The organism is Xylanibacter ruminicola Ga6B6, assembly GCF_000687715.1.
GTDB classification, from domain to species: domain Bacteria; phylum Bacteroidota; class Bacteroidia; order Bacteroidales; family Bacteroidaceae; genus Prevotella; species Prevotella ruminicola_B.
The window spans coordinates 75,791-88,885 of sequence record NZ_JHXD01000014.1 but is presented as its reverse complement, the minus strand read 5'-3'; the positions used below and the strand labels follow the sequence as shown (position 1 = coordinate 88,885).

9 protein-coding genes and 5 tRNA genes are annotated in these 13,095 nt (G+C 45.9%); 13 read left to right on the top strand and 1 reads right to left on the bottom strand.

What is annotated here, in order from left to right:
* The first annotated feature begins 20 nt into the window (after positions 1-20).
* The 13 genes from T500_RS0109630 to gldE all read left to right on the top strand — a co-directional run bounded on the left by T500_RS0109630 (position 21) and on the right by gldE (position 11,649).
* A tRNA-Asp gene (locus T500_RS0109630) sits at positions 21-94 on the top strand.
* Positions 95-254: 160 nt separating this feature from the next.
* Positions 255-2,099 carry a glutamine--fructose-6-phosphate transaminase (isomerizing) gene (glmS, locus tag T500_RS0109625; RefSeq protein WP_028907934.1) on the top strand — a complete coding sequence of 615 codons (1,845 nt, stop codon included), beginning with the start codon at positions 255-257 and terminating at the stop codon, positions 2,097-2,099.
* Positions 2,100-2,171: 72 nt separating this feature from the next.
* Complete coding sequence (carA, locus tag T500_RS0109620; protein ID WP_028907933.1) at positions 2,172-3,245, top strand: glutamine-hydrolyzing carbamoyl-phosphate synthase small subunit; 1,074 nt, start codon at positions 2,172-2,174, stop codon at positions 3,243-3,245.
* Entirely contained in the window at positions 3,242-6,469 is a 3,228-nt protein-coding gene (carB, locus tag T500_RS0109615; RefSeq protein ID WP_028907932.1) for a carbamoyl-phosphate synthase (glutamine-hydrolyzing) large subunit, read from the top strand. The genes carA and carB overlap by 4 nt, the downstream gene beginning before the upstream one ends.
* Before the next feature lie 123 nt (positions 6,470-6,592).
* Positions 6,593-7,735, top strand: a complete 1,143-nt coding sequence (locus tag T500_RS0109610; protein ID WP_028907931.1) for a hybrid sensor histidine kinase/response regulator — start codon at positions 6,593-6,595, stop codon at positions 7,733-7,735.
* The gene (gene nspC / locus T500_RS0109605) at positions 7,735-8,856 is read left to right on the top strand and encodes a carboxynorspermidine decarboxylase (RefSeq protein ID WP_028907930.1); all 1,122 of its coding nucleotides are present in this window, start codon (positions 7,735-7,737) and stop codon (positions 8,854-8,856) included. Before T500_RS0109610 ends, nspC begins: the two co-directional genes overlap by 1 nt.
* A gap of 133 nt (positions 8,857-8,989) precedes the next feature.
* Positions 8,990-9,062: transfer RNA gene (locus tag T500_RS0109600), tRNA-Gly, on the top strand.
* Positions 9,063-9,112: 50 nt separating this feature from the next.
* Positions 9,113-9,194: transfer RNA gene (locus T500_RS0109595), tRNA-Leu, on the top strand.
* A 23-nt stretch (positions 9,195-9,217) separates the two neighbouring features.
* Positions 9,218-9,304, top strand: a tRNA-Leu gene (locus tag T500_RS0109590).
* A gap of 19 nt (positions 9,305-9,323) precedes the next feature.
* A tRNA-Gly gene (locus tag T500_RS0109585) sits at positions 9,324-9,396 on the top strand.
* Between the two features lie 38 nt (positions 9,397-9,434).
* Positions 9,435-9,977, top strand: coding sequence for a hypothetical protein (locus tag T500_RS0109580; RefSeq protein ID WP_028907929.1), 543 nt, complete (start codon positions 9,435-9,437; stop codon positions 9,975-9,977).
* Between the two features lie 24 nt (positions 9,978-10,001).
* The gene (locus T500_RS15710; RefSeq protein WP_013063962.1) at positions 10,002-10,364 is read left to right on the top strand and encodes a single-stranded DNA-binding protein; all 363 of its coding nucleotides are present in this window, start codon (positions 10,002-10,004) and stop codon (positions 10,362-10,364) included.
* The gene (gene gldE, locus T500_RS0109570; RefSeq protein WP_080694853.1) at positions 10,336-11,649 is read left to right on the top strand and encodes a gliding motility-associated protein GldE; all 1,314 of its coding nucleotides are present in this window, start codon (positions 10,336-10,338) and stop codon (positions 11,647-11,649) included. Before T500_RS15710 ends, gldE begins: the two co-directional genes overlap by 29 nt.
* Positions 11,650-11,747: 98 nt before the next feature.
* Here gldE and T500_RS0109565 read toward each other — a convergent pair whose 3' ends face one another.
* Positions 11,748-12,896: a clostripain-related cysteine peptidase gene (locus T500_RS0109565; protein ID WP_028907927.1), complete on the bottom strand. Its 1,149-nt coding sequence runs from the start codon at positions 12,894-12,896 to the stop codon at positions 11,748-11,750.
* Between the last annotated feature and the right edge of the window lie 199 nt (positions 12,897-13,095).

Sequence of the window (13,095 nt, the reverse complement as noted above, 5' to 3'; positions counted from 1 at the left end):
TTCATTCGTTCCATAGTAATGGTGCGTTAGTTCAGTAGGTTAGAATGCCTGCCTGTCACGCAGGAGGTCACGAGTTCGAATCTCGTACGCACCGCAGAGGTCCATCAAGATGTGAATCTTGGTGGATTTTTGTTTTATATTATCTTGTGTAAGTTTTTAGAAATATTTTTGGGCAAAACGTTTGTAGATTCAGATTTTTGTTGTAATTTTGCAGCCGAAATTGAATTAAAGACGACAAAACGACAAAACAGTATATGTGTGGAATCGTAGGATATATCGGGAATAAGGAAGCTTATCCCATACTAATTAAAGGCTTGCGCCGTCTGGAATATCGTGGTTACGATAGCGCTGGCGTAGCTTTGATTAATGACAATGGCGACTTGAATGTTTACAAGTCGAAAGGAAAAGTCGACAACCTTTGTGAATACTGCAACGACAAGAATGTAAGTGGTACTATAGGTATAGCGCACACGCGTTGGGCCACCCATGGCGAGCCATCATCGCGTAACGCACACCCACATTATTCAGAAAGTAAGAACTTAGCCATCATCCATAACGGTATTATCGAGAACTACGCCGAGCTGAAGGAGAAACTGCAGCAGAAGGGGGTACACTTTGTATCGGATACCGACACCGAGGTGCTGGTTCAGCTCATAGAATATATTAAGGAACACAAGAAGCTCGACCTGCTCACAGCAGTACAGGTAGCCCTGTACCAGGTAATTGGTGCTTATGCCATCGCCGTGCTCGACAAGCGTGATGTCGACCAGATTATCTGCGCCCGTAAGCAGAGTCCACTGGTTGTAGGTATCGGCGAAGATGAGTTCTTCCTCGGTTCAGATGCCAGTCCTATCGTAGAGTATACAGATAAGGTGGTTTATCTGGAGGATGGTAACATCGCCGTTATCCGTCGCGGTCAGGATCTGCACGTGGTAAACATCCAGGGTGAAGATCAGGAGCTGGCCGTTAAGACTGTAGATATCGATTTGGGCCAGATTGAGAAGGGTGGTTACCCACACTTCATGCTGAAGGAGATTTTTGAGCAGCCTGAGTGCCTGACCAACTGCATGCGCGGACGTGTAAACGTAGAGGCCGATCATGTAACCCTGTCGGCATTGATCGACTACCGTCGCCAGCTGCTCGACGCCAAGCGCGTAGTAATCGTTGCTTGCGGTACTTCATGGCATGCCGGTTTGATTGGCAAACAGATTATTGAGAGCTTGTGCCGTATTCCTGTAGAAGTGGAGTACGCATCTGAGTTCCGCTATCGCAACCCTGTAGTTGGTAAGGGCGACGTTGTAATCGCCATCAGTCAGAGCGGTGAGACCGCCGATACACTGGCAGCCGTACAATTAGCAAAAGAAAAAGGCGCATTTATATATGGTGTATGTAACGCCATAGGTTCGTCAATTCCCCGTGCCACCGACACAGGTACTTACATCCATGTAGGTCCTGAGATTGGTGTGGCATCAACCAAGGCATTTACCGGACAGGTAACCGTGCTTACAATGATTGCCCTGGCACTCTCGGAGGCAAAGGGAACCGTTAAGCGTGAAGAGTATCTGAAAATAGTAAAAGGCCTGAGCGAGATACCTATGAAGATTCGCGAGGTACTGCAGGCAAACGATAAGGTAGCCGACCTGGCCCGCACGTTTACCTATGCACACAATTTCCTGTATCTGGGTCGCGGATTCTCATACCCTGTAGCACTCGAAGGCGCCTTGAAACTAAAAGAAATTTCATACATCCACGCTGAGGGTTATCCCGCAGCCGAGATGAAACACGGTCCTATAGCCCTGATAGATTCCGACATGCCTGTAGTAGTTATCGCTACCCATAACGCGATGTACGAGAAAGTATTGTCGAACATTCAGGAGATAAAAGCCCGTCAGGGTAGGGTGATAGCGCTCGTATCAAAGGGCGACGACACTATTGCGAAAATTGCCGACGAGGTGATTGAGCTTCCCGACGTGCTTGAGTGTTTGGAACCGTTGGTTGCAACGATTCCTCTGCAGTTGTTGGCTTATCACGTTGCTGTTTGCAAAGGTAAGAACGTTGACCAGCCAAGAAACTTAGCAAAATCGGTGACAGTTGAATGATATTTGAGGCGATTCGTTTTTAAACGTTTCGCCTTTTTTATAAAGAATATATATAGATTATAAGGAAAGAATATGAGAGATGTAACACTGGTCCTTTCGGACGGAACTAAATTTCACGGCAAGAGTTTCGGTAGCGAGAAACCCGTAGCTGGTGAGGTGGTATTTAATACGGCTATGATGGGTTACCCTGAGAGCCTTACCGACCCCAGCTATGCCGGACAGTTGATGACACTTACCTATCCGCTGGTAGGAAACTATGGAGTGCCACCATGCAGCATTGAAAATAATGGACTGGCAACCTTTATGGAGAGCGACAAGATTTATGCATCGGCCATTATCGTGAGCGACTACAGCGAGCAGTACTCACACTGGAATGCCACCGAGAGCTTAGCCGACTGGCTGAAACGCGAGGGTGTACCCGGCATTACCGGCATAGACACACGCGAACTTACCAAAGTATTGCGCGAACACGGTGTGATGATGGGACAGATTATTTTTGACGACGAGCCCGAAAACATCCCTACAGCTGAGTACGAGGGCATCAACTGGGTAGACAAAGTAAGCTGCAAAGACATTATCCGCTACAACGAAGGCGCTGGCCGCAAGGTAGTGTTGGTTGACTGCGGTGTAAAGAACAATATTATCCGCTGCCTGGTTAACCGCGGTGTTGAGGTAATCCGTGTGCCCTGGAATTACGACTACACCAACATGGAGTTCGATGGTCTGTTCCTAGCTAACGGCCCTGGCGATCCCGACATGTGCGTTGACGCTGTAGAGATTCTGAAAAAGCAGATGTCGGCATCACGCAAGCCTATCTGCGGTATCTGTATGGGTAACCAGTTGCTGGCTAAAGCTGGCGGCGCAACCATCTACAAGCTGAAGTACGGACACCGTTCACATAACCAGCCTGTACGCGAGGTAGGAACTAACCGCTGCTACGTTACATCACAGAACCACGGCTACGCTGTAGATGCTGCCACACTGGGTAACGACTGGCGCGAACTTTTTGTAAACATGAACGACGGTTCGAACGAGGGTATCCGTCATCTCTCATTGCCCTGGTTCTCGAGCCAGTTCCACCCCGAGGCTTGCTCAGGCCCCGTTGACACAGAATTTATGTTTGACCGTTTTATTGAGACATTATGAAAGATAATAGTATAAAGAAAGTGCTGTTGCTGGGTAGCGGCGCATTGAAGATAGGCGAGGCCGGAGAGTTTGACTATAGCGGTTCGCAGGCTCTGAAAGCACTGCGCGAAGAGGGTGTGAAAACAGTGTTGATTAACCCTAATATCGCCACCGTACAGACATCAGAAGGTGTAGCCGACGAAATTTACTTCCTGCCTGTTCAGCCTTATTTCGTTGAGCGAGTAATTGAGAAGGAGCGCCCCGATGGCATTCTGCTGGCTTTCGGTGGACAGACAGCTCTGAACTGCGGTGTAGAGCTTTACCAGAGCGGCGTACTTGAGAAGTACGGCGTAAAAGTACTGGGTACACCTGTACAGGCTATCATGGATACCGAGGACCGCGAGCTGTTTGTAAAGAAGCTCGATGAGATTGGCGTAAAGACCATTAAGAGCGAGGCTTGCTCTGATATCGAGAGCGCCCGTAAGGCTGCCAAGGCACTGGGCTATCCAGTAATCCTGCGTGCAGCTTACGCACTCGGCGGTCTGGGTTCAGGTTTCTGCGACAACGAAGAGGAGCTCAACAAGCTGGCCGAGAAAGCTTTTGCTTTCTCACCACAGGTACTGGTTGAGAAATCGTTGAAGGGATGGAAGGAGATTGAGTACGAGGTAGTACGCGATAAATACGACAACTGTATCACAGTATGTAACATGGAGAACTTCGACCCCCTGGGAATCCACACAGGTGAGTCGATCGTTATCGCTCCTTCACAGACTCTGACCAACTCAGAATATCATAAGCTGCGTGCACTGGCCATCAAGATTATCCGTCACATCGGTATCGTAGGTGAGTGTAACGTACAATATGCTTTCGACCCACAGTCGGAAGACTATCGTGTAATTGAGGTTAATGCCCGATTGAGCCGTTCGTCGGCACTGGCATCAAAGGCAACCGGTTACCCCTTGGCTTTCGTAGCTGCCAAGTTGGGTATGGGCTATGGTCTGTTCGAGCTGAAGAACTCGGTTACCAAGACCACCAGCGCCTTCTTTGAGCCTGCACTCGACTACGTGGTTTGTAAGATACCACGTTGGGACCTCTCTAAGTTCCATGGTGTAGATAAGGAGCTCGGTTCATCGATGAAGTCGGTAGGCGAAGTAATGGCCATCGGTCGCAACTTTGAGGAGGCTATCCAGAAGGGCTTGCGTATGATTGGTCAGGGCATGCACGGATTTGTTGAGAACAAAGAACTGAAGATTAACGATATCGATGCCGCCCTGCGCGAGCCAACCGATAAGCGTATCTTCGTCATCTCGAAGGCCATGCACGACAAACTGTACGACATTGATCGTATTCACGAGTTGACCAAGATTGACAAGTGGTTCCTGCAGAAACTGAAGCACATTATCGACATCGACGAGCAGCTGAAGAAACAGAATATCAACACCATCGAGAAGGACCTGCTGCGCCAGGCAAAGGTTTATGGATTTACCGATTTCCAGATTGCCCGCGCCATTGGCTTGGAAGGCGAGACCCGCAATATGCACGAGGCTTCGTTGCTGGTTCGCAACCGTCGTAAGCAGTTCGGTATTCTGCCTGTAGTAAAGCAGATCGATACCTTGGCTGCCGAATACCCCGCGCAAACTAACTATCTGTATGTAACCTACAGTGGCGTGGCCAGCGACATACAGTTTGAAAACGACAAAAAGAGTATCATCGTATTAGGTTCGGGTGCTTATCGCATCGGTTCGTCGGTAGAGTTCGACTGGTGCGGTGTTCAGGCTCTGAACACTATCCGCAAGGAAGGCTGGCGTAGTGTGATGATTAACTACAACCCCGAGACGGTATCTACCGACTACGACATGTGTGATCGCTTGTACTTCGACGAACTCACATTCGAGCGTGTATTGGATATCATCGACATGGAGCAGCCTCACGGCGTAATTGTATCTACCGGCGGTCAGATTCCTAACAACCTGGCTGTATATCTGGATGAGCAGCACGTGAACATTCTCGGAACCCAGGCCGTTGATATCGATGGTGCAGAGGACCGCGCTAAGTTCTCGCAGATGCTGAACGAAATTGGTGTGAACCAGCCCGAGTGGAGCGCACTCACATCGATGGAGGATATCGATAACTTCGTTGACCGTGTAGGATTCCCAGTTCTGGTACGCCCATCATACGTACTCTCGGGTGCAGCCATGAACGTTTGCTCGAACAAGGAGGAGCTTGAAAAGTTCCTGCAGTTGGCAGCCAATGTATCTGAGGATCATCCTGTTGTAGTTTCGAAATTCATCGAGAACGCCAAGGAAATCGAAATGGATGCCGTGGCTAAAGACGGTGAGATTATGGCCTACGCCATCAGTGAACATATCGAGTTTGCCGGTGTACACTCAGGCGACGCTACCATCCAGTTCCCACCGCAGAAACTGTATGTTGAGACAGTTCGCCGTATCAAGCGTATCTCACGTCAGATTGCCAAGGCACTGCACATCAACGGTCCGTTCAATATCCAGTATATGGCGCGCGAGAACGACATCCTGGTTATCGAGTGTAACCTGCGTGCATCACGTAGTTTTCCATTCGTAAGTAAGGTGCTCAAGCTGAACCTCATCGACCTGGCCACCAAGGTTATGCTCGGTCTGCCTGTAGAGAAGCCCAAGAAAAACCTGTTCGACCTCGACTATGTAGGTATCAAGGCTTCGCAATTCAGCTTTAACCGTCTGCAGAAGGCTGACCCCGTACTTGGTGTAGATATGGCATCTACCGGTGAGGTAGGCTGTATCGGCGATAACACCGACACCGCACTGCTCAAGGCGATGCTCAGCGTTGGTCACCGCATACCAAAGAAGACAGTTCTGCTCTCAACAGGTTCGGCTAAGCAGAAGGCAGAAATGCTGGATGCCGCCCGACAGCTGGTTGAAAACGGTTACGAGCTGTATGCTACAGGTGGTACTTCAAAGTACCTTACCGATAACGGCATTGCCAACACCCTGGTACACTGGCCATCGGATAACGCCCAGCCACAGGCACTCGACCTGCTGCATGAGCATAAAATCGACATGGTAGTAAATATTCCGAAGAATCTTACTACACATGAACTTACCAACGGCTACAAGATTCGTCGTGCAGCAATCGATCTGAACGTGCCCCTGATTACCAATAGCCGACTGGCAAGTGCATTCATTCATGCTTTCTGTAGCATTAAACTGAACGAAATTGGTATCAAATCTTGGTCAGAATACAGGTAGAATAGGGGCCTAGAAGGCCTATATTCGCCCTAAAACGCAAAAAAATGGTGTAATAATTTGGTTATTTCAAATTATTGCACTATTTTTGCAAAGTTAATATCAACAATTACTGATCCTACAGGCATGGACGTAGCAGATACACTTGAATCCAAAATAAACCGCAGTGAGTACAAGGTACTTATTGTTGATGACGTTGTTAGTAATGTCTTACTGTTGAAGATATTGCTGACAAACGAGAAATTTCAGGTATGTACCGCCAACAACGGCACCACATGTATCGAGCAGGCCAAGAAGGAACATCCCGACCTGATTCTGCTTGATGTAATGATGCCCGATATCAGCGGTTTTGATACAGCTGTAATCCTGAAGAAAGACGAAGAAACAAAAGATATTCCTATTATCTTCCTTACAGCATTGAATACACCTCAGGATCTGGTACATGGATTCCAGGTTGGTGCAAACGACTTCCTGACCAAACCTTTTAATAAGGAAGAATTGGTAATGCGTGTTATGCAGCAGATTTCGCTGGTTGCCGCTAAGCGTATCATCGAGCAGCAGAACCGCGACCTGCGTGCCACGCTGTCGAACCGCGATAAGATGTACTCGGTAATTGCCCACGATCTCCGTTCACCAATGGCCAGCATCCGCATGGTACTGAATCTGGTAGTTGCATCAACATCGCCCGAAACTGTAGGCGCCGAACTTTACGAACTGCTTGATAAAGCTAATCGCGAATCAGAAGATGTTCATGACCTGTTGGACAATCTGCTGAAATGGACTAAGAGTCAGACTGGTCGTTTGAGCGTGGTAGTTCAGGATTTGGATTTGAATGATATCATTCCTGGTGTGGTTGAGATATTCGATATGATTGCGCAAACCAAGCACATCAAATTAGACCTTCAGCCATCAGCTGACAATCTGATTGTAACTGCTGATAACGATATGCTTAAAACGGTTATGCGTAACTTCCTGTCGAATGCCATCAAATTCTCGCCCGAGAATTCTACTATCGAGATCAGCATGGCTGCCGAAGGCGATTTCGCCAAGATCAGCGTAACCGACCATGGTGTAGGTATCGCAGCCGATCGACTCGGTTCTATTTTCCGTAAAGGTGACACTACCTACGGAACCGGTGGCGAGGAAGGTTCGGGACTTGGATTACAACTCTGTCAGGACTTCGCCCGAAAGAATGGTGGTGATTGTTATGTTGAATCAATAGAAGGTCAAGGTAGTACTTTTAGTTTTACTGTTCCACTAAAGAAATAATGAATACACCTATTTATATTATAGAAGAAACAAAGCTTCGCCGTAACCTCAGTTTGATTGCTGAAGTTGCGGCGAAAGCCGATATTGAGGTTATACTTGCTTTCAAGGCTTTTGCCCTTTGGAAGACATTCCCCATTTTCCGTGAGTACATTAACAGCACTACAGCAAGTTCGCTGTCGGAGGCCCGTCTGGCATTCGAGGAGTTTAAGGCACCAGCCCATACTTATTCGCCTGCCTATACCGAAGAAGAGTTTCCCGAGATTGTGAAATGCTCATCGCATATCACATTCAACTCGCTATCGCAATATGAGCGATTCCACGAGTTAGCCAAAACTGTATCATTAGGACTGCGCGTTAATCCCGAATACTCCGAGGTTAGTACCTTATTATATAATCCATGCGCACCTGGCACCCGTTTTGGTATTACAGCCGACAAGCTACCTGAGCAGTTGCCAGCCGACATCGAAGGTTTCCACTGTCATACGCTCTGCGAAAGTGGACCAGATGTATTCCAACGCACACTGGTACACATCGAGGAGAAATTTGCAAAGTGGTTCCCACAGCTCAAATGGATTAATTTTGGTGGCGGTCATCTCATGACTCGCAAAGATTATGATGTAGAACTGCTTATTAATATAATTAAGGACTTTAAAAAATGCTATCCATGGTTGAAGATTATTCTGGAACCAGGTAGTGCTTTTGCATGGCAAACCGGACCTCTAGTATCGCACGTAGTAGATATAGTAGAAGATAAAGGTATTAAAACTGCCATCCTAGATGTAAGCTTTACCTGTCACATGCCCGACTGTTTGGAAATGCCATACATGCCCGAAGTACGAGGTGCTGAGATTGTTGACATGGAAAAAGCTACCGAACCGATGACTTATCGTTTGGGAGGTAACAGTTGTTTGAGTGGTGATTTTATGGGTTCGTGGCTTTTTGATCACGAATTAAAAGTAGGGGAAGAAATTATTTTCGAGGATATGATTCACTACACAACCGTAAAAACTTGCACTTTTAACGGAATTTCACATCCAGCAATAGGTATGTTACATGCAAACGGTAAATTGGAGATTTTACGCCGTTTTGGGTACGAAGACTACCGAAATCGTATGGATTAGGGCTGTTTTTGTAAACAAATCGATAAAATGGCACTTTTTTCGAAAAAAAATCGCTGAAAAGTTTGTCAGTTCAAAAAAAAGCATTACCTTTGCACCCGCAATCAAGAGAGATGCCTCTGATAAAGAGAACAACGCGGAAATAGCTCAGTTGGTAGAGCACAACCTTGCCAAGGTTGGGGTCGCGGGTCCGAGTCCCGTTTTCCGCTCACTTGTTGAACAAAAAAGAGACGTTAAGGAATGGCCTTAATGACAAAATGCCCAGGTGGCGGAATTGGTAGACGCGCACGTTTCAGGTGCGTGTGCCGCAAGGCGTGCAGGTTCGAGTCCTGTTCTGGGCACTCTTTTTTATTCAGCGTATGTTGGAGAGGTGGCGGAATTGGTAGACGCGCTACTTTGAGGGGGTAGTGTCAATTGCGACGTGGGAGTTCGAGTCTCCTCCTCTTCACCATTTTTAAATTGACATTCTTGCGGAAATAGCTCAGTTGGTAGAGCACAACCTTGCCAAGGTTGGGGTCGCGGGTCCGAGTCCCGTTTTCCGCTCTTCTTTATAGGAAAACAACATCTTTTTCAAAACAAACATGAATTTATACTTAAGATATTTTGATCGAGAAACTCTCGTACCAACCGTAGACGAGGCTATAGAATTTTTAAGTTCGATAGATGAGATTGAGATGAATCCGCTTCTTGAAGCAGATATTCGTGAGTATGCATCAAGCGACGTTTTCTATCCCAAAAGATATAAAGTTCATCCTCGTGTTTATTTCATCATTATAAAGACCGAAGCTGCAACAATGCAGGATTTCAAAGATAAGAAAGCTGTTCATTCGACAGAGTCGAACGAGCAACCTTCGAAGGTAACACCAACCTTAATGCGATTGAATGAGATTAACGAAGGATGGTACGAAGGATATTTAGATTTTAAGCGCGTTCTTTTAGTACCTGGTACTGGTAAGTTCCAGTATCGCGACACCCAGTTTGCAGCTCGAGTAAAGGCATTCTCGGGTATGGAGTGCTATGAGCGTATGATCGACTATCTGCGCGATCGTGTTGACTCGCGTAGTCAGTTCCCATCACCTAAAGGAAAGAACTTTAAGTTCCGTTTCCTCGGCAAAGCTAAGTAATCAACCTATATAAACGCTCCTATTATGAATAAGGTAATGCTTATTGGCAATGTTGGCCAAGACCCCGAAGTAAGATATGTTGATCAAGGTGTAGCAGTTGCTCGTATCAGATTAGCAACAACCGAACGTGGTTATACGCTGCAGAATGGCACACAGGTGCCCGATCACACCGATTGGCATAATGTGATTCTTTGGCGTCGACTGGCTGAGATTGTAGAGAAATACGTACATAAGGGAGATAAGCTTTATATAGAAGGCCGCATCCGCTATACTACGTACGATGACAAACAAGGTCAGCGTCGTTATGCCACCGAGATATGGGCGGATAATATGGAAATGCTTTCACCAAAATCAGACAATGGACTATCTTCAACAAATCCTGAGTGAAGTAACTGTCACAGCACCAACCATGGGTGCTGTGATATCTATTATAATAGCAGGCTTACTTCTTTTATTTTCCGGTTTTGCCTCTGGCTCTGAAATTGCCTTCTTCTCTCTGTCGCCAAACGATTTGAATGAGCTGAACGACGAGAAGAACGATTCGGATAAGAATATTCTTCAATTACGCGAGGATTCGGAGCGTACATTGGCTACGATACTGATTACAAATAATCTGGTAAACGTAACCATTATCATGCTCTGTAACTATTTCTTTGCACACGTAGTGGATTTCGGCGATGCTTATTGGCTGCAGTTTGTTGTCATCACTGTATTACTCACTTTCCTGCTGTTGCTGTTTGGCGAAATTATGCCAAAGGTTTATGCAGGTCAGCGTGCTTTATCGTTCTGCCGCAGAGTAGCTGGAAGTATCATGGTGCTGCGCAAGCTGTTCTATCCATTATCATCGGTGCTTATCCGCTCGGGTATCATTGCCGAGAAGGTGGTACAGAAGGAGAATCGTGCACTGAGCGTAGATGATTTGGAGCAGGCTCTGGAACTTACCGATAAAGAAGATTTGAAAGACGAAAAGAACATGCTTGAGGGTATTGTGCGCTTTGGCGATGAAACTGCTAAAGAGGTAATGACCAGTCGTCAGGATGTGGTCGACCTCGACTTTAGCCTGCCTTTCCCTGAAGTATTGAAATGTATTATCGAGAATAACTATTCACGTATTCCTGTTTATCAGGACACTATCGATAATATTCGCGGAATACTTTATATCAAGGATTTGCTACCACATCTGTCAAAGCCTGCCACTTTCCGTTGGCAGTCATTAATACGTCCACCATATTTTGTGCCAGAGACTAAGAAAATCGACGATTTGCTACGCGATTTCCAAGAGAATAAGGTACACATTGCAATTGTAGTGGATGAATTTGGCGGTACTAGCGGTATTATAACACTCGAGGATATCCTGGAGGAGATTGTAGGCGAGATTAATGACGAGTATGATGAGGAAGAGAAGTCGTACACACGTATAAATGCCAACACCTATATATTCGAAGGCAAGACTTTGCTAAGCGATTTCTACAAAATTCTGGACATTGATGATGAGACATTCGAAGATGTTGAGGGTGATGCTGATTCGCTGGCAGGACTGCTGCTTGAAATTAAAGGCGATTTCCCCGAGTTGCACGAACGTCTGGACTATAAAAACTTCACCTTTGAGGTGACAGAACTCGATGGGCATCGTATCTCGAAAATCAAAGTGGTGATTCACGAGGCAGCCTGATTATATACAGATACATAGGCTTTAAAAGCTCTTTACCCTAACACTAAAGTAGGTTTAGTGTTAGGGTAAAGTTCTTTTTGGGGGAACATGGATTGATATTACCATCCATAGTTGCCCCAATTCACGCTATAGTACCATTGAAAGTTCTTAATGCGCGAATTGAATTTGTAGGTATAATTGTCGTACCTCTGCTGAGGGAAATACATGCTCATGCCCCCCCACATAGCGTTGTTGACAGGAAAACTATCAAAGCTGTTAAGCAGGGTATTATAAACTGTTTGCCATTTAGTTGATACAAGAGAGTAGGGCACAGCCTTATTAAATGCTGCCAACCACAGGTTATAATCACTTGTAGAAGCATATTTGTAAAATACTGACGATATATCGTACATCACCTTCATATCGGAGTAAGCAGTACTTGCGAAATAAAATGGCAACCCAGAAAGGTCTAATACTGCAGGGTTGGTTATTTCCGTTGAAATTGTAGATAAAATCCGATTAGTTGCCTGTGCCAAAGATTCCATCTCCGAAAGATCAACAGCCGATATAGGCACACTGTATCCTTGTAAATTCAGAAAATCGTAAGTACTGGTATTATAAGCATCAAGATAGAAATCGTAATAGATATCACAAATACTCTGATAGAAGGTGTTAGAACTTGAGAATAATGCCTTCATGATTTGATCGTATGGAGCACCCGCGCCAGGAATCTCGGCTGGCGAACCAATCAGATATTCAGCTGCATTACGAAGTTCATAGGCACTCTCTGCACACATAAAACAACAGCAGTCGGCAAAGATGTACTTAAACTTTGGCAGGTCCTCGAGAGCTTTAGCCATCTGCGTAATATTCATGGCCTTTCTACCAGTATATGAATCATACCCGTAATCGTAGCCATAGGCTCTGGTTCGCTGAACATTAGCAACAGAGTCGGCATCTACAGCCCATCCTGTAGCATGCCCCCAGAGTACCAGACCGTAATCCTTTGATGGGTAGTTATCTATAGTCCATTTTACAACTTCACGGAATTCACTGGGATCGCTGGCAGGAAATTCGCTGTTATATTGATACAACACCTTTCTTTTTCCTTTTGCTATCTCAATAATATGTGGGGGATTGTCTGTTCCGACAGAATCAATAAATACGATAAGATGCTGGTTATCGTTCAGTTGATACGAACCTTCATCCATCTCCAACAAATCGTCCTCCATAAAACCACTAGTTGTCAGGTCGTTCTCGCCTGACATATATACAAGTACCGTTCGGTCGTAAACCGTTGGTTCTGGTGTAGGTTCCGGATCGTCTTTTTTATTACACGAACATAGTAACGCTATCCCTAAAAGTCCTATAATAATCTTATGCATAAAATCAAAATTTGCGGCAAAGTTACAAAGAAATATGTAATATCCTACATTTTTATTTGTTTTTTTAGTATCTTTGCATCGC